This window comes from Agrobacterium sp. 22-209-1 (assembly GCF_053522485.1).
Genome location: NZ_JBNWCH010000015.1, coordinates 53,926 through 72,877, shown reverse-complemented (window position 1 = coordinate 72,877; position 18,952 = coordinate 53,926). Strand labels below are relative to the sequence as shown.

22 protein-coding genes and 2 tRNA genes are annotated in these 18,952 nt (G+C 56.6%); 11 read left to right on the top strand and 13 right to left on the bottom strand.

The genetic code is table 11. From position 1 onward, the window contains the following. The first annotated feature begins 196 nt into the window (after window positions 1-196). The 5 genes from ACQZ48_RS22430 (at window position 197) to ACQZ48_RS22410 (ending at window position 2,582) form a co-directional block, all read left to right on the top strand. A complete protein-coding gene (locus ACQZ48_RS22430) occupies window positions 197-382 on the top strand; it encodes a hypothetical protein (RefSeq protein WP_448729490.1) in 186 nt (61 codons plus the stop codon). 148 nt (window positions 383-530) lie between these two features. After that, the gene (locus ACQZ48_RS22425; protein ID WP_448729489.1) at window positions 531-1,430 is read left to right on the top strand and encodes a hypothetical protein; all 900 of its coding nucleotides are present in this window, start codon (window positions 531-533) and stop codon (window positions 1,428-1,430) included. 132 nt (window positions 1,431-1,562) lie between these two features. Continuing rightward, complete coding sequence (locus ACQZ48_RS22420; protein WP_448729488.1) at window positions 1,563-2,069, top strand: hypothetical protein; 507 nt, start codon at window positions 1,563-1,565, stop codon at window positions 2,067-2,069. Beyond that, complete coding sequence (locus tag ACQZ48_RS22415) at window positions 2,066-2,296, top strand: hypothetical protein (protein ID WP_448729487.1); 231 nt, start codon at window positions 2,066-2,068, stop codon at window positions 2,294-2,296. Before ACQZ48_RS22420 ends, ACQZ48_RS22415 begins: the two co-directional genes overlap by 4 nt. Continuing rightward, entirely contained in the window at window positions 2,289-2,582 is a 294-nt protein-coding gene (locus ACQZ48_RS22410) for a hypothetical protein (protein WP_448729486.1), read from the top strand. Before ACQZ48_RS22415 ends, ACQZ48_RS22410 begins: the two co-directional genes overlap by 8 nt. Window positions 2,583-2,875: 293 nt before the next feature. Here the strand turns inward: ACQZ48_RS22410 and ACQZ48_RS22405 are convergent, their stop codons facing one another. Together ACQZ48_RS22405 and ACQZ48_RS22400 are read right to left on the bottom strand one after the other, a co-directional pair. Continuing rightward, window positions 2,876-4,021, bottom strand: coding sequence for a ribonuclease E inhibitor RraB (locus tag ACQZ48_RS22405; RefSeq protein ID WP_448729485.1), 1,146 nt, complete (start codon window positions 4,019-4,021; stop codon window positions 2,876-2,878). Window positions 4,022-4,114: 93 nt separating this feature from the next. Continuing rightward, window positions 4,115-4,309, bottom strand: coding sequence for a hypothetical protein (locus tag ACQZ48_RS22400; protein ID WP_448729484.1), 195 nt, complete (start codon window positions 4,307-4,309; stop codon window positions 4,115-4,117). Between ACQZ48_RS22400 and ACQZ48_RS22395 the strand changes: the two genes are divergently transcribed. Both ACQZ48_RS22395 and ACQZ48_RS22390 read left to right on the top strand, forming a co-directional pair. Then, window positions 4,308-4,592 (top strand): hypothetical protein, encoded by a 285-nt coding sequence (locus ACQZ48_RS22395; protein WP_448729483.1) that lies wholly within the window; start codon window positions 4,308-4,310, stop codon window positions 4,590-4,592. The two genes, ACQZ48_RS22400 and ACQZ48_RS22395, sit on opposite strands and share 2 nt — an antisense overlap. A gap of 70 nt (window positions 4,593-4,662) precedes the next feature. Continuing rightward, window positions 4,663-5,280 carry a hypothetical protein gene (locus ACQZ48_RS22390; protein ID WP_448729482.1) on the top strand — a complete coding sequence of 206 codons (618 nt, stop codon included), beginning with the start codon at window positions 4,663-4,665 and terminating at the stop codon, window positions 5,278-5,280. A gap of 148 nt (window positions 5,281-5,428) precedes the next feature. Here ACQZ48_RS22390 and ACQZ48_RS22385 read toward each other — a convergent pair whose 3' ends face one another. From ACQZ48_RS22385 to ACQZ48_RS22375, 3 genes are all read right to left on the bottom strand, one after another. Continuing rightward, window positions 5,429-5,749, bottom strand: a complete 321-nt coding sequence (locus tag ACQZ48_RS22385) for a hypothetical protein (RefSeq protein ID WP_448729481.1) — start codon at window positions 5,747-5,749, stop codon at window positions 5,429-5,431. A gap of 350 nt (window positions 5,750-6,099) precedes the next feature. Next, window positions 6,100-7,899 carry a hypothetical protein gene (locus ACQZ48_RS22380; protein ID WP_448729480.1) on the bottom strand — a complete coding sequence of 600 codons (1,800 nt, stop codon included), beginning with the start codon at window positions 7,897-7,899 and terminating at the stop codon, window positions 6,100-6,102. Between the two features lie 73 nt (window positions 7,900-7,972). Next, entirely contained in the window at window positions 7,973-10,309 is a 2,337-nt protein-coding gene (locus ACQZ48_RS22375) for a Z1 domain-containing protein (RefSeq protein WP_448729479.1), read from the bottom strand. 400 nt (window positions 10,310-10,709) lie between these two features. Between ACQZ48_RS22375 and ACQZ48_RS22370 the strand changes: the two genes are divergently transcribed. Continuing rightward, entirely contained in the window at window positions 10,710-11,489 is a 780-nt protein-coding gene (locus ACQZ48_RS22370; protein WP_448729478.1) for a GIY-YIG nuclease family protein, read from the top strand. Between the two features lie 4 nt (window positions 11,490-11,493). Here ACQZ48_RS22370 and ACQZ48_RS22365 read toward each other — a convergent pair whose 3' ends face one another. From ACQZ48_RS22365 to ACQZ48_RS22340, 6 genes are all read right to left on the bottom strand, one after another. Further along, window positions 11,494-12,360 (bottom strand): hypothetical protein, encoded by an 867-nt coding sequence (locus ACQZ48_RS22365; RefSeq protein WP_448729477.1) that lies wholly within the window; start codon window positions 12,358-12,360, stop codon window positions 11,494-11,496. Beyond that, a complete protein-coding gene (locus tag ACQZ48_RS22360) occupies window positions 12,357-13,520 on the bottom strand; it encodes a DNA cytosine methyltransferase (protein ID WP_448729476.1) in 1,164 nt (387 codons plus the stop codon). Before ACQZ48_RS22360 ends, ACQZ48_RS22365 begins: the two co-directional genes overlap by 4 nt. Window positions 13,521-13,612: 92 nt before the next feature. Beyond that, window positions 13,613-14,065, bottom strand: coding sequence for a very short patch repair endonuclease (locus ACQZ48_RS22355; RefSeq protein WP_448729475.1), 453 nt, complete (start codon window positions 14,063-14,065; stop codon window positions 13,613-13,615). Between the two features lie 23 nt (window positions 14,066-14,088). Further along, entirely contained in the window at window positions 14,089-14,571 is a 483-nt protein-coding gene (locus tag ACQZ48_RS22350) for a Panacea domain-containing protein (protein ID WP_448729474.1), read from the bottom strand. 1 nt (window position 14,572) lies between these two features. Then, window positions 14,573-15,400: a hypothetical protein gene (locus ACQZ48_RS22345; protein WP_448729473.1), complete on the bottom strand. Its 828-nt coding sequence runs from the start codon at window positions 15,398-15,400 to the stop codon at window positions 14,573-14,575. Between the two features lie 220 nt (window positions 15,401-15,620). After that, window positions 15,621-15,697 (bottom strand) — tRNA-Pro (locus ACQZ48_RS22340). Between the two features lie 266 nt (window positions 15,698-15,963). Here ACQZ48_RS22340 and ACQZ48_RS22335 point away from each other — a divergent pair. After that, window positions 15,964-16,269 (top strand): ETC complex I subunit, encoded by a 306-nt coding sequence (locus ACQZ48_RS22335; protein WP_448729472.1) that lies wholly within the window; start codon window positions 15,964-15,966, stop codon window positions 16,267-16,269. A 50-nt stretch (window positions 16,270-16,319) separates the two neighbouring features. Beyond that, window positions 16,320-16,396 (top strand) — tRNA-Arg (locus tag ACQZ48_RS22330). A gap of 22 nt (window positions 16,397-16,418) precedes the next feature. On the opposite strand, the gene ACQZ48_RS22325 is transcribed toward ACQZ48_RS22330, so the two are convergent. Together ACQZ48_RS22325 and ACQZ48_RS22320 are read right to left on the bottom strand one after the other, a co-directional pair. Next, the gene (locus ACQZ48_RS22325) at window positions 16,419-17,213 is read right to left on the bottom strand and encodes a DUF429 domain-containing protein (RefSeq protein ID WP_448729471.1); all 795 of its coding nucleotides are present in this window, start codon (window positions 17,211-17,213) and stop codon (window positions 16,419-16,421) included. 40 nt (window positions 17,214-17,253) lie between these two features. Then, window positions 17,254-17,409 carry a hypothetical protein gene (locus ACQZ48_RS22320; protein WP_374636662.1) on the bottom strand — a complete coding sequence of 52 codons (156 nt, stop codon included), beginning with the start codon at window positions 17,407-17,409 and terminating at the stop codon, window positions 17,254-17,256. 238 nt (window positions 17,410-17,647) lie between these two features. On the opposite strand from ACQZ48_RS22320, the gene ACQZ48_RS22315 reads away from it, so the two are divergent. Next, window positions 17,648-18,946 (top strand): efflux RND transporter periplasmic adaptor subunit, encoded by a 1,299-nt coding sequence (locus ACQZ48_RS22315; protein WP_448729470.1) that lies wholly within the window; start codon window positions 17,648-17,650, stop codon window positions 18,944-18,946. Window positions 18,947-18,952 lie beyond the last annotated feature (6 nt).

Here is an 18,952-nt window from a genome sequence, read left to right as displayed (position 1 = left end):
CCCATTGGAAACATTCCGCCTGCAGAGGCCGAGGAACGATACTACGCCATGCTGGACGCACCAGCATTGGCCGCATAACTTAAACCAAACGGTCTCCGGCAAAGCCGGTGCGGTTCATATGGTCGCGGCAGATTAGGCCGAGGAGTTCTACAAGCAGGGACGCTGCGCTCTCCACCACAGCGGCGCAACCGAACGGATGACAGTCAGGATCAGCGGCCCGTTGATGAAGTTCGACAACGGCGATATTGCCGTGAACCGGACACGGTTTCATGAGGAGCTGGTGGCTGAGTTCGAGCCGTACTTGGAAGCCTTGCGCGATCCAGCTTCCATTGACCTTGAGAAGAAGTTCCTGTTGAAAATGAATCCAATCTGCGGCAAATGATTCCAGTGTGTCAGCAATATCAATGACTTAGTGGAATAGTCATCATTGTGGAACTTTTTCTGCAAATACTTCGGAGCCGCCGCCATTTCAGAAACTCTTGCTGACTAATATCTACATTATGACGATCACGCACAATTGCCGGAATATAATGTCAGACTCCGAAACCTCTTCCGACCCCGATGACGTGCTGACTGGCGAGAAACTAGCTCGACTAGCGGCGGCCGATTTTGAAAGCTTCTTTCATCCTGACGGCGAGGTATCGGTCCGAATTTTCGTAGAACCTGTTCACAGTGCGCGCATCCGTGGCACTGGCCCGAACTCCCGAATCATCATCACGCCAGATATGGCGAGGGACGTAATTGATGGACCAGACCGCCTCCACCTACATTTGCTGATCCTCGGTCATGAGATAGCGCATCTCGTTCATAGGCACGTGCAAGACAAGCCGCCGGAAACCTCTGAAATTCGCGCACTCGAATACTGGGCTGACTTTTATGGAGCCAAAGTCATGATGACGCTTGTGACATGCGGAGGAAACATCTCACCTATTTACAGAAAATATTTTCCGATAGACCGTTTTGATCCGGCACTGAGAAGTATGGGTTCAGCAGTTGGAACGATGGTCGAGGCGGTATACAATATTAATAAATATTACCCAGATCCATTAGTGCGCGTCTCATTGACAACCAATGGTATAATCTGCGTTTTGCGTCGCATCATGCTCGCGGCAGATGTTGACATTCTCTGGATGTTCTCCGCTGCCTCTCGCATTATGTTGGCGCCGCCAACGAGACGATTGATCAACACGCACCCTGACCAACTTGATAGATTCCTTACTCCCCTCGAAGACGCACGCCAGTGGCATCTAAACATGCAAAAATCTCACCCGCCCATCGACCGGTGGCTCCATCCATATTTACTCCCCTTCCTTAGTACGACATTCGAAGAATCGGAGCTAGCAATCGAACTCGCGAAGGCAGAGCGGCGCGAGGAGTTGGATCGGCTCGCCCAAGCTCTCGACGAGCCCGATCTTTTCAAGGATCGTTGAGAAGGGCCTTAACCGCAACTGACATGGATCCGCATTATTGACGCTTCAAGCCGACTTTCGGCCACTTAATGCCTGTTGGTGCCCGGGCCGTGGCGAGGTAGATTCCTCACTATGGAAACAAGGAATGCATCAATGAGCGAAGCGAAAAAGATGGGTCGGCCGACGGGTTCCGCCGTCGACAAGCATTTGCCCGAAATCGCTGACCTGATCTGGGCAAGCGGCCAGAAGAAGACCCTGAAAATGGCGATTCTGGAGCTTTATCCCTTGGGGTACGAGTTCGAGGTTTTTACTCGTGCTGCCGCCCTCAAGCGGCTACGCACCAAATGGAAAAGCGAACAATTGGCGCTGCTGGCAGCGGCGGCCCAGCGGGCATCTGAGAAGGAACGGGCGGCGTTAAAAAGTAAGCTCGACCTCCTTCTGATTAAGGAAGCGGACGAACTGCTGAGGTTGTCGAAGGTCGAAGTTTCACCGATCTCTGCGAACTCGGACATGGCAATCACGATGTTCATGCCCCCTGCCACGCCCGACAGCTATACTGCGAACCCGTTCGTTCAGGCATCGATGTCTTACGGCCAGTATCAGCAGGGATATAAGCGCCGCTATATCGAGCGGCAACGGAAAGCCAAAACGCCTTCATGAGCAGATTCACAGATACCGAGACCGCCCTACTGGAACGGCTGCGGGCACTGAAGGCAAAGCCCGAAATGTCGATCAACCTATTCGACATCGGCGTTCCAATGAGCGCGGCCGGGTTTACGCAGGACGAAATCATGGCTGTCCTGGATGCGCTCGAGCAGGATAAGGTCGTGGCCTACGGGCCGGGGAACAGGCTGCTGATACTCAAGGATCTGCCTACGAATGGATAAGCTCTCGTCACATCAGGCCGGAACGCTGGGCGAGCTGCTGACGGTCGCGAAGCTCAATACGCTGGGTCTTGCCGCGTACATGAGCCCGGACGGCGCTCCCGGTCACGATGTGATGGTCGTCATTGATGGCTTGCCGAGATCGATCGAGGTGAAGACGAGGCAGTTCCTGAAGCGGCCGACGGAGATCACGCGCTGGCCTGTCGAGTGGACGAAGAAGGGTGATGCCGATTTCTTCGTGTTATCGAACTCGATCTGCAAACGATGTCGCCCACCTTCTATGTGCTGACGAACGCGCAGGCCCAATCGGTCTATCGGAACTATGAGGGCGGCGGGAATTGTTATCCACCTGAGGTCAGAAAGCTCATAACGCCGAACGATTTCTCGGTATTCGCCATCCGCGATGGAGATTCCCCCTGAGCGGAATGGTCCCTGACTTGATCGGTCCGCGGCGGGAAGCCGTCAACGCATGCTTTATCCGTCTCATAAGCAGCGGATTTGTCCGTGATCGTTTCGTAACCGGGTGGTGGCCTTGATCGGCTACCACCCGGTTTTCGTTTCTAAAGCTTGGTATTACGGCGCTCAGCCCGAGTAGATGTCGAACAGGGCCCTAAAGAACCGATCGTAGGACGCAGCACGCGGATCACGACGGACTGAAGCCCTCAAGCAGACGAGCTTTTGCCCATCTACCCTGTTCCGGCCCCGCCCATAGCCCCGCGACCACATTTCGCTCCATACCTCACCGATCACTGTAACCTTGGGAGCGTTGATCGCGACTTCGATCTGTGCGTAGCACCAGAGTTGCGCCCAGACGTTCGGCCAAAGGTTTTTCGTAAGAGGCAGATAGGAATGTTTCACCTCGACGATGCTGACCTCGCCGGATTGACGGTTGCTATAAACCAGATCCGGTGAAAGCCGCAGAGGTTGCCCTTTTACGCGCAGATGTGGGACGGTGTGATAGTCGGGTTTGCTGTTGGGATGGATATGCAGGCCGTTGTGCAAGAGAACCCACGGCGATCCGATGCTTCGAAGAAATCCGTTGTCATTGCAGCTCGCTGACGCGCGCCGCCGTTCCCAGATATCTTTCTCGATTTGCTTTCCATGTTCGATATCTTCCTCAGTTCCATCGGCCTCGCCGTAGAGTGAATAGACCCATTGGGCAAAAGCTGACGCTGTAGGCTGCGGGTCTTTCGGAGGGCCTGCCTGCGCCTTCCGCAGGAACTCTGATGGCACTACCTTGAAGACCCTGGATCTGGGGCGAATGATGGAGTTGTCGTATTTCACCGGATCTGTGACGAGGTCTGATCCGAAAAGCACGGAAGCTCGGAGTTTGGCAGCCTCCTTGTTTGAAGCCGAGCAGTCGGGCCAGAATCGGATCTCTTTCTTCGGTGGGTAGTTCCAGCCTTCGAGATATCCGTATTCTAGCCCATCAACAAATTCTGTCAGGCGCTCCTGCAGCGCGGTAATTTTGACCGAGGTCGGCTCCAACACCTTTGAAACATCGACGTACCAATCATTAAACTGATCGTGCCAGGATCTGCATTCACAGCCTTCTTCTCTGGCAAAGTTGGAAAACGCTTGCGCCAATTCGTCGGCTGTATTTTGTGGCTCTTCATCGGACCTGTTAGGAAAGCGACCACGAAACTGGAATCGACGCACCGGGCCGAGATCACTCCAGTCTTCCTCGAGCTCCGCAAGAATTCGGGCGTTTTGTTCTAGCAGTGACATGTCTTGGATGATCGCCTTTCTTCGAGAGACCATAAGGCTTTCTGTGTGGCGAATGCTACCAGATTGTGTATCGCAACGCCTTCGGCGAGGCATTCACGAAGCCTGACACTCGAAGACCTCGACGAGATGAACGCTGGCCCTGCCGTATGGCCTAAGCTCGTTCCTGTCATGGCCCCTCAGGAAGCCATCCAGCACCACGGCATCGTCTGCCTGATCGACGGCGAAAAACACAAATTCCTCGGACGCTAAGTCCGCACCGTTCACCACATGTCGTGGGACAGCTACCATGAGCGTTGCGATCTGCCCGCCGACTAGCCGCAGGTCTGCAAGTATATTCTGGGGGCAGCGCAGAGAGGCCGCCAGCGATCGAGGCTTCGGCAAGCGTCATCGCGATCAGGAGATCGAACAGCAGGTGAAGGTCACGGTTCTGGCGGTCAGGAGGTTGTTCGGCCGCCACGAGGCGGTGCCGCAGGTCAGCGTGAACATCGACTTCAATGGATCGCCCGCGTCGGCGGTAACTGATACCGATTCCGCTAGGCCTCTGAAACTCGCCTTGAGGGAGTTCCTGTGATGATCACCGGCCATTTTGTCCGTTGCGCTACCACCGTACATGATCCTCCCAGAACAGATGGGAGGACAACATGTTCAAAAACTTTCAGTGGTGGAATCCACTTTCCTGGCTCGGATCGATCCTGAATTCGATCGGTGCTTTCCTGCATCTTCTAGGGGTTTCATTCGGCTTGATCCCGCCGCCTCCCACCGACGGCCACGAGAACATCCAGACGACCGATGTCGTCACCGCCGAGCAGGATGCCCGTCGACAACAGGAAGCTACCGACGACATTAACGCCAACATGACACCCGCGCAGGTCGTCCACGCATATTGCACGGCCTCGGAGGAGTCTCGGAAGACTGTAAACCTGGCACCGCTTTCGATGGAACAGCAGGACTGGCTGATGCGCCTGTCCGATGCCGATCTGGTAATGCTAGGCGAATCCGGTGAAACTGCCTGCAGGCGCAGTGTAGAGGCTCGGAAGCTTCTGGTGAACCGGGCAAAGCTGCGGCCTGCCGACGTGGAAACGGCTCCAAAGATCCTGAAGATCCCCGGAGCCGCGCCAATTGTGGACGAGATGTCGGAAGACGAGAAGCGCGAATACCATCGTGAGTTCTTCGCAGACCGCCATGCCGAGCTTTTCCTGTCTTCAGGAGCGCCCAACACGAATCCGAAGTTCACGCCCCCCTCCGCCACGCTGCATTGATACCCCTGCATCGCCGCAAACTTTGAAATCGCCCTTAACCGAGCAATTTTGCATTTCGAAGATCCTCAACGCATCCCACAGTTCCGGAATTTCGTTGATGACTTGGCCCCACCGCTCGGCCATCGACTTATCGGACAAATCCATGAGATCAACCTGCGTTGCGCATACGGTCGATGTGAGCCTGACGCTGGTCAAGAGCGACATGGAGACGGCGAACCTCAGCTTCGAGGCTGGCGACGTGGCGAACCGCCCGGATGGCCACGCGTCCGAGTTCATCGGCACGTCCGCGGGCCTCGTTCAGCTCGCAGGCATACCTGTAGGCGGCACGACGCTGCTTGCTGCGTTCGACGGCCTGTCGACCAGCGGCAGCGGCTTCGGACATGGTGGAGGCGATGGAAGCCGTGATGAGGCCCAGTTCGAGGAAGGCACGGCCTGCCGGGTCCTTGGAATCGAAGATCGTCATACCCATAACGCGAAACTCCTTGTCAACAATTCGAGATCTAATCGATCGCTTCCAGGAATCGGCGTCAACAAGAGGCCCGCAACATTATTAACGGATAGTTCCGTTAATAATTGCGACGATGTAGAAGGTTTGCACACCAAGCAGATCCAGTTTCCGGCATGCTCCCAGCAGAACGTCTTTTCGCACGGGCGATCCTCCTGCCTGATGAGAATGATTTGGAGTCGGCGATCGGGCTGCAAGGTCTAGCGCTTCATCTTTCCTGTGACCAAGGTGTTGTTATCTTTGTCGCCACATGATGTGCACCGCAGGCTGGGTATCAGCGCGGCGATTACGGACACCTTGGGCCGATCAATAATCTACACTTGCGTGCTTCCAGCCATCCGTGGCTCCGTCAGGGCCTTCCGGGAAAGCAGCGACCCGAGTTCTTTATTGAAGTGTTCGAAGGACGCGATCACCTGGTCGAATACGAGATCGAGGGCATGTCCGTATCCGCTGGTTGCCCCAGCGATGTCGAAGCCCAAGGCGGTGAGAGCTTGCAGAATCCCGCCCGCGTTATGGGCATCGGCGATGCGCAGGTCGTTGTTGATGAACAGGGCCGCTATCTTCTCGTTGCGGACCGAGAGATCTGCTGGATCCGCGCCGGAGCCAAACGCATCGAGCTGTTCGTCATCCCTATTCAACCGTTCAACGATGTTCGTCAGCGCCTGTAGCAGTTTCAGGCTTCCAAAATTCGCCACGTCTTTGCGCGCATGGCCCGCTCGCTCGACCATCCCGCGAATGAACCCATCCGGGATCCGCTGGTAGAGTTCGTGGAGGCTCTTACAGCGCGCCAGAAACGCCTGCTCTGTCATAGATAATGGCGCCACCTGAGCCAGACGCTGTAGTTCTGGGAACTTGGTCCAGCCGTTGGCTCTGATCTCCTTTCTGGAAAGCTTCATTATTTGCTCGGGATCCTTCGGTATTCCGACAGCTTCACCAAGGCCCGAAAGGTTGTCCCCGAGGGTCAGAAGCTCGCGAACAAGCCTGTCGACCTTGGCGACGATATGCTCTTCAGCGAGGTCGAACTGCGCAACCTGCTCCGGAGAGACGGCATACTGGAAAGCATGGACAATCTCGCGATCCGGCTTGGGCTTGTAGAGCTCCCGAATGGGCACTTTGATTAGGTTGCGTCCCACCCGCACACAGTCGCTGAAGCCCCATTGTCCTCCGTAAGAGGGGCTGCACAGCCAGAGTCCGTGGTAGTCGATTGGACAGGTGCTATAGAACCCGCTCTGTTCATATTTCTCAAGAAACCGGTCATCCAGATAGATAGTATGCCTTTCGACAATTCCTTCGGCGCGACGCTTGGTCATTTCACCGTTGATACCAGGCCACCGCAGCCCATATGCGCTGACGGAGGAACAACGGTCTGGGGAGACGGCGAACACCTTTGCCCAGATTTGAACCAGTAATCCGCCATCGTCCTCGCGGATGTCGAGTTCGAACCAGGAGTCTTGTCCACCAATCGACTCGTGCGCCCTGCCATTCATGAGCTTCCGGATCTCAGGAAGATCTGGAAAGAGGGTCTGATAGTAGAAGACCCGGACACCCCATGCGCCACGCGCCCAGAGATACTGTCGGAGATACTCGTTGGCCATCCGCCAGCGAATGTTCCGGGATGCGATGTAGTGATAGCTTCCTGAGATTTCACCCTCAGCGACTCCGAATTCGGGAGCGCCGAGGTCGTCGAACACCACGCGTTGCGCGTCTTGGCCAATAACGCGCATTGACAGTCCGAGGGTCATCCATACCTTTTCGGCTAGCATGTAGGTGTAGAACGAACCCGATCCCCAAGAAGCGACGATGTAGTCGAAGCCATCTATCGACGGAACGTACTTCTCGAGGCCGCCCTGTCCCTCGACGTGCGGTGTCGAGAAGGACACCACACCATCGCCTGCAGCCCGCGGTTGCCCCATGGTATCCATCTCTGCTTCGGGCATTACAGCCATGACCATATGAACGCATTCTCGTGCCGGACCGTACGGGTCGTGCTCGTATAGTTCGCTCACGTCAACGCGGCGCGCCGGATCCAATCCTACTGGTTCTAGCAGCGAACGTAGGCGCGGTGGAAGCAGGGCCTCATTGATCGGGAATTGCTGAAGGTAGTCGATTGGCAAGGGCAACTCCGTGTCGCTTTCTCGGCTCGCGGGAGCGGAAACTCAGTTCATCGTGCGTGCTACGCCGCGGAGATTAGACTGCAACCTTGGTCGCAAAGACACAGGGCTCCGCGTCAGTGGGCGCCGCGAACAACGGCCACCAGAACTTGTGTGCTGTCCATCCAAGATCCCGGCCGCCTTCTTGCTGAAGCAAAACCAGGGCAGATTTCGAGCGCGGCTCATCAAGAACTTTCTTGCGAAGCGCCGTACCGAGAATCGACCGACCGGACTTATCGCCTGATCCGGAGCGTGACAGCCTTCTGCCCGTCTCGGCCCAGATCAGGATTTTGCCATCGCCTCCCTGCGCCATATCCGCGTAGTAGTCGATAAGGCCGCGCATGGCGTTCCATTCGAACTCAACTGTGTCGAATTCCATGCTCTGCTGAATTGCATCGACGATAGCCAACGCCGTCGCGCGGTCTACGGAAACGAAGTCGTTGATGTTGCGCCACTCAGGCTTAATCAGGCGATCCAGCTCCGCCTGAATTTTAGTCATCGCCGTGCCCCCTTTGGTTTGGAAGTCGCTCGGAAGGAGCATGTCATTGGGTGAGACGGCGACTACATCGCTAAGCAAGATCTTGTTCGGCGCGCAAGGACGAATGCGACGGGCTGCGTCAGATTGAATAAACACGACACCAGCATCGTGGGCGCCGTTCTTAAAGGCCGTCCGCAGCGACTCTTCGAGAGCATTGATCGTGTAGAGCCGATCGTAAACCGCACGGGAGGTGTAAAACCGCGTGACGGCGAGATCGCGTCGGTCGCGATTGCCATACATTCGCGAATGCTGCAGTACAGTGTCCGCCTGCATCGTCTTGGGGTTGCGACCATAGTAAAAAGAGATCAAGTTCGGAATGGTAATGCCGCGATCGAGGATGTTGCCACCGACCCAGATGTTGTAGGGCGTGCGCAGCTTGAGCTCCGCATTAGCATCGAGTAGAGCCATGACATCCGTGTCAGAGTTCACCTTTTCGACCACCACATCGTCGCTCTGCAGAGCATCGATGAAGGCATCGAAAGTGTCGTCACGGGGCGGCATGCGCCCCTGGTCCGCGAGGACTGATGCTTCCAAATCGTCGAAGGCATCGTTAAACAGCGGACGCAACGCATCCGGATCATTTTCGGCAGCATCCACGATAGCACTGAAGATCCAGTCGATCACCTGATCCTGCCAAGCATGTGCGGACCGCTGGATGTCGTTGTGGATTACCATCGCGTACTTCTTCGCGCGGTCTCCCGCCTCGCGCTGCTGCCATCGCCGAACGCCCACTGCAACCACGAAGGTGATGATGGCTCGTCGCAAGCCGGCGACGTTATCGCTTTCAAGGACATTGTCCGAACTTATGCGGCGCCTGTCCGCGCGCCGAAGCGCATCCTGCTCCGGCTCACCAACCTCAACGACTAATTTTGAGCGCGGATCATCCATTTCGAATGAACCGAAGTAGTCGTCACCACCCACATAGCCGGAATGAATAGGCAGCAGCTCGGTGAAGACGGGGCGCTTGGGTTTGAAAATGTAATTCGAACCGTTCGCGTCGTCCTCATAGCCCTCCGGCTGAAGGTAGAGCGAGTATGGAGTTGCTGTGACCTGCAAGAAGGCGATGCCCTCCGTCATACCGCGGAGCTGATCGATTTGATCGGCGATCGTACCTTGGTTGATGGTCGGATCGCCCTTCTTACGTGTAAACCGAACGCTGGCGAGATCGGCTTCATCGTCGACCAACAGCACCTTGCGACCTTGCAGGTCCTCATGGTCATTGATGAAATTAATGAGCCGCTCGAGGTTGCGCGCCTGCTTTTTCGCTACGATCACGACTTTTCGGCGCAATTCGCTACGACGAGGCGTCCCTGGAAGATTCATAATGTCGAGAACGAGGAACTCGTCATCATCAATGAATTCCTTGAAGTCCGCTTCGAGGCGGCGAACTGTCTGAGCTGAAAGAGTTTTGGTGCCCTTAGTCAACACTATGGCTACATCGAATCCACGATCGAAGGCCTTGGCGATAATTCCTACAAAACCTCGCGTTTTTCCTGACTGGATTTTGCCGAGAAGCATGCCCGGCCTATCGCCAGTGGTGGATTCTGTCTCAAGCTGGTCCACAATCTCCTCGATGCAGCTTGAGAGCGCATCATCGTCATTTCGGAAGCTCTTGAGGCGCGGATAGTACGACGACGAGGCCTCAAGGGAACCGAGCCTCCGGTTGTTGCGCTTCAGCCAGGCCCGAACCTGAGCCCGGCGGAATACCGGACCAGATGCCAGTTCCTGCAGGGGCTGCGGGAAGTCAGATGAACGCACCCGCCAGTTGGCCACAGCTTGAGTCGTAACTCCCGCCATTGCCGCAATTTCATTGATGCCAACTAAGTCACTGTCCATACTTGCCTCCCATGACTGATGCAATGTCTGTGTATATCACTCACAGGCGTTCGTCAATAACCGTGACGTCTTTACATTTTTTGACCTTCAATGGCGTTGCATTTCATCACTCGGCGCCAGTGACGAAACAATACGTATTAGGTATAAGCACCGCTAGCAGGACTGCTCGAGGGTTAACGGATAAGTCCGGTACAGCCAAAACTCGCAACCAAGACCCAGATGACGCGCCCGCGCACCGACGGAACATGTTTGGAACACCATGCCTGTCGGAAGTTGAAAGCTCCCATGCCATCGGTCAGGCAAATCGGATTCGTACTCTCCGTGCATCGATCGCCTGATCGGCAGGAGGATGGTAGGTAAGCTGTGATGTTGATTCTGCCGATTACAGGGGAAGACGATTATGGCCAATCACACCGACGACAAAACGTCAGTGCTATCAAGCGAGGTAGCCGCAGCAGCAACGCGGAAGCCGCCCCTCGAGACGGATGAACTCCGTAAGGGCCTGCAGCGATTCTTCCGTGAGACCTTCCACGAAAGCGAATCCGGAAAGCGCCCGGTCGGCAGCTTCCGATGGGGTGTCTACGCATTTTATGACTACGATGGCGAGCCGATCTACGTTGGACAGACCAAAGAGAAATTGTCTGGTCGCGTGAGCCGACACCTGACGAACCAAAGGACCGACGCGGTCGCGATGTCCGTGCTGGATCCCTTTGAGGTAGCCGATATCGAGGTCTGGCCGCTGCCCGAGTTCGAAGGGGTCGGATCGAAGCACCCCGATTTCAAAACAGCGAAGGCGCAACTGGATGCGCTCGAGCATATGATCTTCACGAGGCTTCGCAAGCAGAGCCGCTTTGGCGTGATCCTAAATGAGAAGGATCCGCCGACACCAACCGTTGAAATCACCGAACCGACGTCTTTCAGAGGAACGATCTTGAGCGATCACGTCAAGGAGCTGCGTGGCCACCCAGATAGTAGGCTCGCTCGACGCGCGCTGACTGTTTCGAAGCTGGCTCAGGTGATTTCGGAACGGGAACTGAAGGGCTTGGGCTTGCGTCGAGTTCTGCTCGCTCAGGCAAGCCGTATGCGCTGGCTTGCCGAGCAGCGCTTCCTTGCTCTTGGTGGTGAGGCAGGTGTCGAGGTAGGGTCAGAAGACGAAGAGGAAACGGCAGACGGCGAGTGAAACTCTACGTCCTCTTGATCGGCGAGGGTTGAGATTGCCTGACGACGTTGCCATCGCGTGTGATCGTGGTCGTCCTCACCGTCTCGACACCCTGATATTCGACGGCGAAACCTACTTGATGAAGATGGTGATCGCTGCCACCAAAACATTCGTGGAACGCCTTAAGAAGGCCGACCTGCTGCAGAGTCTGTGGAGCAGGTGCTGGATTGTTTCTTGGTGCCGGAATGGTTCCCGGAAACAGATAGATGCAGGGCGGCGGCAGTTCGTAGGGGCCAATCGTCGTCACTGGAGCGCCGCCTGCGGTCACCTTGGGGCATGGCCGACCTATAGTCCCGCAAGCCCAGTCCCAGATGATTAGACCGTCGATGCGCTGCGTACGGGAAATGATTTCCGCAGACAGCCGCGTATGGATCCCCGACCATGCATTATGTGGTGGCGAGGCACCCGGGTTCGAGCAGACCGACCAGATAATGAATTCTTGAACATGAGGAGGTCGCTCGAAAATGTTCGTATTGTTGCCGTCCAAACAGCCTTTGAGTTCAATGGCTGCCTTCATGCCGTCTATTAATTCGACAACATAGTCGTGGCGGTTGTTTTCGCCCGCCGAGGTCCATTCGTTGATGGCGCCCTGATCTTGCATGTGATTCAAAACGTGCCGGACGAACTCTCGCTTCTCTGACATTGTCGCTGAGAACTGACCGCGGACCCGCTCAACTGCGCCCCGGAAGAGGCCGCTGTTGTAGAATTCCTTCTCGTCGAGTCCGTGACCGCCCAGCTTGTGCGCTTCAGTCTTCAGGACTTCGGCGAACTCCTCAATCTGTCTGCGGAGGTCCGCGTTCGCAATGCAAGGAATCGGCGACTCTGCCGTCATGCCACATGTATCTCATCGGTTGATTCGTCCGACGAGATTACACCCGCGAGGGGCTCCAGCAAATGATGCGCGAGGAAGCGAACGACAGGCACGGCAACGCCGTCGCCCATGAGGTGATAGGCTTCGTTGTAGCCCTTCGGCAGCTTGTAGCTGTCCGGCAATCCCATGAGGCGGGCCGTCTCTCTGGACGAGATCAGACGACTGCGCACAACGTTGCCATCGACTACTACGATCGTCTGACGCGAAGAGCCACCTGCAGGCGTGCGAAGGCATCCGGCAACATCATCGAATCGGACCTCGGCGCGCACACCACGGCCTTCGGCATCCTCTCGGGTGCGCTTGTAGACACCGCCGACCATGCGACGGCCAGCGCGCTTCGCGGCCTCCACCTTAGCGCGGTTGATGGACGACATGGAATCGAGCAGCTTCGCCGTCTCTTCCTGCGTGTTCCACTCCACGGAAGTTGGGTTTTCCTCGATGATGTCGGCAAATGTCGACGTGCGCATCGCAGGCATCGACAGGTTCCACCAGACCCAGTTCTTCATCGCACCATCCGGAACACGGTCGACGGCATTACGCAGCCCACGCGTATGGAACGGCATCGTCGGACCCGGAGCGACGAGAGCGGAATCGATCTCGATGTCCTCACGGACTCCGACCACGAACAGGCGCGGTCGCGACTGAGGCACGAAGACAGAGGCATCGATAACGAGAGCGCCGTAGCGGTAACCATGATCGGTGAACGTCTGACAGATCGCGGCGAAGTCTTTGCCACCGTGAGAGGTCAAAGCGCCGTTCACGTTCTCAAGTGCGATCACACGAGGCGCGCGGTTGTCCTTCTTCAGGTCGGCGATTATGTCCCAGAACGGATAAAAGGTCCCGCTGCGCTCGCCCTTCAGGCCTGCACCGCCGCCAGCGAGGGAAAGATCCTGGCACGGAAACGAACCCCAGACGAGATCGGCGATTCCCGGCAGCTTATCGATGGTGACCTTCCGGATATCGTCAACGATGAGCTCGCCGCCGAGACCCCAGTTCAACTGGTAGGTCCTGCCCTTCTTGCGATCGAAATCGTTGGCGAACACGCATTCCCAGTCCTTACCGAGGCCAGCGCGCGCCATTCCGGCGCCTGCAAAGAACTCGTAAAAGGTCGGTTTAGACATGGCACTCTCCGATTCTTACCCACAGGATATCAACAGGCGGTCTGTGGATAAACTCAAATAGTTTACGTTTTGTTCTATTTCCAGAACTTTATTCATGAACTCCTGCCGGACGAGGCAGGCTGCGGCAACCCGAAACTTGCTGGACCCCCAAGAAACTCGGCGAGACGGGCCGCCAGCGCGACTCGGTCCTTCAGTTCGCATTCCCACACCGTCAGAACACTCCATCCTGCTTGTTCGAGGCTGAGCACGTTCCGGGCATCGCGATCCTTGTTCTTGCCAACCTTCGCCAGCCAGTAGTCCTGCCGGGCCGAAGGGATCCGCGCACCGCGCTTGCAATCGTGGCCATGCCAGAAGCAGCCGTGGATGAAGATCACCTTCTTGCGGCCGGCAAAGACGAGATCGGGCTTGCCCGGCATCATCTTGCTGTGCAGCCGATATCGGTAGCCCATGGCGTGCAGCAGGCGCCGAACGATCATCTCCGGCGCGGTGTCCTTCGACTTCACGCGGGACATTGTCCAGCTCCGGTGTTCGGCAGTCTCAGGCATCCCTGAAACACGTCGGGGAGCGATCATTCCTGGAGCGTGGCGTTGAGCTCGCGGTAAGCATTTGCTGACGATAGCAGATCAAGCGCTGCGCCTCGTTCACCAGAAAGTATGGGGTATGTAGAATAGACAAGCTTAATGAACCCATCCCAGTTCAGTGTCTTCGTATTACTTATGACGTGATCTAGGATGCTTTGTTCCCAATCACTCAAGGCTACGTTGGTCGCCGCAGGATCGACCAATTCTATCCGCTCCTTCCGCTTGCCGTACATATTCGTCTCAGATCGCACCTTGAAGGCGGGATCATCAAGAGCCATTTGGTGGACGTCGTCAACGTAAGGTCCGAAATGATGGAACCGCCAGTTGATCGGCGTCATCTGGCTTCCGTGATCTAAAGCAGCCTTCCAATCTGCCAAGTAGACCATCTTCGTGACGCGGGCTTTCGAGAGCTCGTCCTTATGAGGGTAGTTCGCGATTAGGTATGCGACAGCATCACGTGTTGTGGCCATATCAAAATCCTCGCGTAGCAGCGAAATCGAGAGAAGGCTCTCGTTCACCCATTACTTTGAGCAAGTGCGCAATATCCTTTCCGGTGGCACCGTAAATATGGTGTTCCAAGAGCTCGACGGAAAACCTATTAGCGTCACTGCTCTCAAACACGACAATTGCGTCCCGGACGCTATCGCCATGCCCGTTAAGAGCAAAAGCTGCGATCGAACGTGCCTTCATCCCGAGTTTCTTCACCACCCCCACGGGCAACTTCCATTCATCTCGACTCCTAGCGCAATATCCGTCGAGATCCTGCACGGGATCAGGAAGATCCTGGACCACGCACTTGCCGTCGCCTCGCGACCAGGCTGTGCCAATGACCCCTTGGTCGACGGGGTAAACCCCGCGGCCTGGGCGATCCAGCTCCGGCAACACTGCAAACCGGCCGACCATTGTGAACGAGGTCCCTCTGTGCCGATAAACGCTCACTCGGTCGCGGGCATCGAGACCGAGGACTTCAGCCAGCACTTTCAGTCGATTGTCCCATATCGCAAAATAGTCGCTGCCGAAGTTCTGAACCAGTTCGGTCGCGTCTTCCAGTTGCTGCTCAAGTTCGCGATTGCGGCTCGCAAGTCTTGCTTGTGCAATTCCTCCATACCATGCGCCTGCCACAGTGCCGATGACGGCAATTCCACTGCCAACACGTGCCCACAGATTCTGGTTTTCATCCAGAACGACCACGCACAAATCTTTGATGACAGAGAGCCCGATCCCAGACACTACCAAGGCGATAGTTGCCTTGTATTCGTCCAACCACCGCCCAGCCTGCTCGAAAGCACCACGCGCCACCAAAACCCTCCCACGCTCGCCGCGAGATTGCCATGAGTCGCGAGCTGCCACCAGAGGTCAAAAGGCAGCTGGAAATGAGACTGTGGCACTCTCGGTGATGATCTAAAACGCAGCCGATACCGAGTTGGCCGCGACCGTATCGTTGGCGGTGCCGTTGGCGGTATAATTGCAGAAGAACTTTAGGGATTTCTTGCAAGCCTTGCCCCGTAGGGGAAGGCGGTGGTCGGAGTGGAGAGATTCGAACTCCCGACCCTCTGGTCCCAAACCAGATGCGCTACCAGACTGCGCTACACTCCGCCGAGGCGATGGCTGGGGAATACACGGTTCACCCAGACTGCGCAACAGGGAAATTCATCTTTGTTCACTCTCGGCTTTGGCGAGCAAAACGTAACATCGAAACGACAGAGTGCGATCTGGCTGCTAGGGGATAATCGTCTTGACTCTCACCTGAAGTCAGTCCATTTCAAATTCAACGTTCCTGACACGATTTGGTTATTCTATTCAGGTACGTGATGAACAATTCGGGGTGTTGCGCCCCACTGTCCAACCGGAGCAGTTTCGACATGTCTGCGAAGATTTACCGCCCTGCAAAAACCGCCATGCAATCCGGCACGGCGAAGACCAATGTCTGGGTTCTGGAATTCGACGCCGAGGTTCCGCGCAAGATCGATCCGATCATGGGTTATACCTCCAGTTCCGACATGAAGCAGCAGGTGAAGCTGAATTTCGAGACGCAGGAACAGGCCGAAGCCTATGCGCAGCGCAAGGGCATCGAATACCGTGCCATCCAGCCGAAGGAAGCGACCCGCAAGGTGGTTTCCTACACCGACAATTTCCGTTTCAACCGCACCCAGCCCTGGACGCACTGAAACACGACGATCAAAGTTTTTTTGCCGGAGTATCGATTGCCCGGCATAACGGCCCCTTAGCTCAACTGGATAGAGCAACTGCCTTCTAAGCAGTAGGTCGCAGGTTCGAGTCCTGCAGGGGTCGCCACCTTCCATTTGACGATTGCGGCTCAGCCAGCCGAGGGAATCCAGATCGCGGAGCTGTCGTCGCCGTAAGGTATCGCATCGCCCTCCAACGCGCAGATGCCGATCCAGGCGCACACCACGGCATCCATCATGTCTTCGAAGGCCTTCATCTCCCAGGCGCGAGCATTCGCCTGCGGAACGATCAATGCATCGGCGACGCCCGCGATACGCTCATCGAGATGAGCGACAATGAAACGCCATACGTCGATGAGTTTGGCGCGCCGGACAGGAATGGGATCTGATCGCCAGTAGTTACCGATTTTCGAGTGTTTATAGGGAAGCCGCTTCTCGGATTTCGTTAATTCGACCAGTGCCGGGTGTGGATAGACCTCGAGCAGTCCCCGCCCGGAAATTTCCCTAGTCAACAATGGATAACCCGCGCTTTCAAATGCGAGCTTGAGATCGTCGCTGATCTTGCCCGGCCTCAGTGCATTCGGGGTGTGGGTGCTGCAATAACGCGCGCCGTAAGCCGATGACACACGATTATCCGACACTCTGCGGGCCCTGATCGGGGCATTGGAGAGCGGCATATCAATCGCGATGAGACTGACGTTGCATCCGGCAAGCGATTCCGCAACATTCAGAAGCGCTGTCGCCTGTGCAACCGAACCCCGGGGACGATCAGTGCGGGCGGATGTTTCCAGTAGAAGTGCGAGAAAATGATCATAGGACGAGGCGGCAGCCCGCAGGCGCCAGTGAAGGCCGTCCTTGACGACCAGCGCCACGCCGCTCGGCTCGGTCGCCGTCCATGCGGCGTCAATCCCCAATATGGCGCTCACACCATCGCCCCCCAGCGTACCCGCCGCAAGCAGCCGAGCCCTACCCCTGCCCCGTCAGCGTGAAATACCCCCAAGCCGCCACAAAAAACGCGATGACAGCCACAATCGTCAGCGTCTTCTTCGTTTTCGGCCCCATCGGCTGACGCGGTTTTTTCGGCGGCGCCGGTTTGCGGAACTTCACCACGTTGTCGTTCATTTCATCATCGTCCTGAATGTCGCTGCTGAAACCTCTGCCCTAAAGATGGCATCGGCTTTTCCAATACCTATCTCTAGCAGACCAGAACTATCATAAATATTACCAAGTTTTCACTTCACCCTTAGGGCAAGCTATGTCACTTCCCACAATCAGAGGAATACAACGGCGACAGATGGACAGACAAATCGCGGAGCGGAAACAACCCTCTGTGGCATTTTGAATTTTGCGGGTGACGAGAATGAATGACGCCAACGGCAGTGGCCGCGATACACCAGACACCCAGCCCGATCTGCGGGAGATTCTGGGAACGAACAGAAACGGCCGAAAGAAGAAATCGCGCCGGTTTCTCTATGTCGCGGCGGCCATCGTGCTGATTGGCGGCGGTCTTGGTTATTATTACCAGTCGCGCGCGGCGGGTGTTGCCTACAACTACACCACGGAAGCGGCCCGTCAGGGCGATCTGTCCGTCATCGTCACCTCCACCGGTTCGGTTCAGCCGACGGATCAGGTCGATATATCGAGTGAATTGTCTGGCACGGTGCGCAAGGTCAATGTCACCTATAATAGCCCGGTAAAGGCCGGAGACGTTCTGGCGGAGCTGGATACCAACAAGCTGGAGGCCGATGTTCAGAGCGCCCGCGCCAAGCTCGCCTCCGCCAAGGCCAATGTGCTGAAGGCGCGCGCCGATCTCGGCTCGGCCAAGACATCCATGGAGCGCCTGCGGTCGCTGGTGCAGAACCGGGTTTCGAGCCAGCAGGATCTGGATGCTGCCCAATTCACCCACGATGCCGCCGCTGCCACGCTGGAGGTGAATGAGGCGACCGTGCTTTCGGCGGAAGCCGATCTGCGGCTGGCCGAGGTCAATCTCGGCAAGGCCAAGATCGTCTCGCCCATCGATGGCGTGATCCTCACCCGCAGCGTCGATCCCGGCGCCACCGTCGCCTCCTCGCTCAACGCCCCTGTGCTCTTCACCATCGCCGGTGATCTGCGTCACATGGAATTGCAGGTTTCGGTGGATGAGGCCGATGTCGGCAAGGTGGAGACCGGGCAGAAAGCCACCTTCAATGTCGATGCCTATCCCGACCGCAGCTTCCCGGCCGAGATCGAGACTGTCCGCTTCGCCTCCGAAACCGTTTCCAACGTGGTGACCTACAAGGGCATATTGACGGTCGATAATGAAGAACTGCTGCTGCGCCCGGGCATGACGGCGACCGCCAATATCGTCGTCGAAGAGATCAAGGATGCGCTGCTGGTGCCGAATTCAGCGCTGCGTTATACCCCGCCGCGCGAATCCGCCTCCCGTGGCGGTGGGTTGATGGGCCTGTTCCGCCCGCCCCGCATGGGCCGTTCGCAGAACCGCGACGCCGGCCAGGCCGCAACAGGCAAAAGAACCGTCTGGGTGCTGCGCAACAACGCGCCCGTCTCCGTCGCCATTGAAACCGGCTCCACCGACGGCCAGCATACGGTTGTAAAATCGGGTGAGCTGAAAGCCGATGACCAGGTGATTACCGACGCTACGGCCCGCAACGCCGGCTGACGGGGA

Coding starts and splice junctions, on each gene's coding strand:
- ACQZ48_RS22400 (WP_448729484.1), bottom strand. CDS start 4,309: ATGGTAGCTGTCCCACGACATGTGGTGAACGGTGCGGACTTAGCGTCC.
- ACQZ48_RS22395 (WP_448729483.1), top strand. CDS start 4,308: ATGAGCGTTGCGATCTGCCCGCCGACTAGCCGCAGGTCTGCAAGTATA.
- ACQZ48_RS22415 (WP_448729487.1), top strand. CDS start 2,066: ATGAGCAGATTCACAGATACCGAGACCGCCCTACTGGAACGGCTGCGG.
- ACQZ48_RS22370 (WP_448729478.1), top strand. CDS start 10,710: ATGGCCAATCACACCGACGACAAAACGTCAGTGCTATCAAGCGAGGTA.
- ACQZ48_RS22350 (WP_448729474.1), bottom strand. CDS start 14,571: ATGGCCACAACACGTGATGCTGTCGCATACCTAATCGCGAACTACCCT.
- ACQZ48_RS22410 (WP_448729486.1), top strand. CDS start 2,289: ATGGATAAGCTCTCGTCACATCAGGCCGGAACGCTGGGCGAGCTGCTG.
- ACQZ48_RS22420 (WP_448729488.1), top strand. CDS start 1,563: ATGAGCGAAGCGAAAAAGATGGGTCGGCCGACGGGTTCCGCCGTCGAC.
- ACQZ48_RS22360 (WP_448729476.1), bottom strand. CDS start 13,520: ATGTCTAAACCGACCTTTTACGAGTTCTTTGCAGGCGCCGGAATGGCG.
- ACQZ48_RS22320 (WP_374636662.1), bottom strand. CDS start 17,409: ATGAACGACAACGTGGTGAAGTTCCGCAAACCGGCGCCGCCGAAAAAA.
- ACQZ48_RS22315 (WP_448729470.1), top strand. CDS start 17,648: ATGAATGACGCCAACGGCAGTGGCCGCGATACACCAGACACCCAGCCC.
- ACQZ48_RS22405 (WP_448729485.1), bottom strand. CDS start 4,021: ATGTCACTGCTAGAACAAAACGCCCGAATTCTTGCGGAGCTCGAGGAA.
- ACQZ48_RS22335 (WP_448729472.1), top strand. CDS start 15,964: ATGTCTGCGAAGATTTACCGCCCTGCAAAAACCGCCATGCAATCCGGC.
- ACQZ48_RS22375 (WP_448729479.1), bottom strand. CDS start 10,309: ATGGACAGTGACTTAGTTGGCATCAATGAAATTGCGGCAATGGCGGGA.
- ACQZ48_RS22355 (WP_448729475.1), bottom strand. CDS start 14,065: ATGCCTGAGACTGCCGAACACCGGAGCTGGACAATGTCCCGCGTGAAG.
- ACQZ48_RS22365 (WP_448729477.1), bottom strand. CDS start 12,360: ATGACGGCAGAGTCGCCGATTCCTTGCATTGCGAACGCGGACCTCCGC.
- ACQZ48_RS22385 (WP_448729481.1), bottom strand. CDS start 5,749: ATGGGTATGACGATCTTCGATTCCAAGGACCCGGCAGGCCGTGCCTTC.
- ACQZ48_RS22425 (WP_448729489.1), top strand. CDS start 531: ATGTCAGACTCCGAAACCTCTTCCGACCCCGATGACGTGCTGACTGGC.
- ACQZ48_RS22430 (WP_448729490.1), top strand. CDS start 197: ATGACAGTCAGGATCAGCGGCCCGTTGATGAAGTTCGACAACGGCGAT.
- ACQZ48_RS22390 (WP_448729482.1), top strand. CDS start 4,663: ATGTTCAAAAACTTTCAGTGGTGGAATCCACTTTCCTGGCTCGGATCG.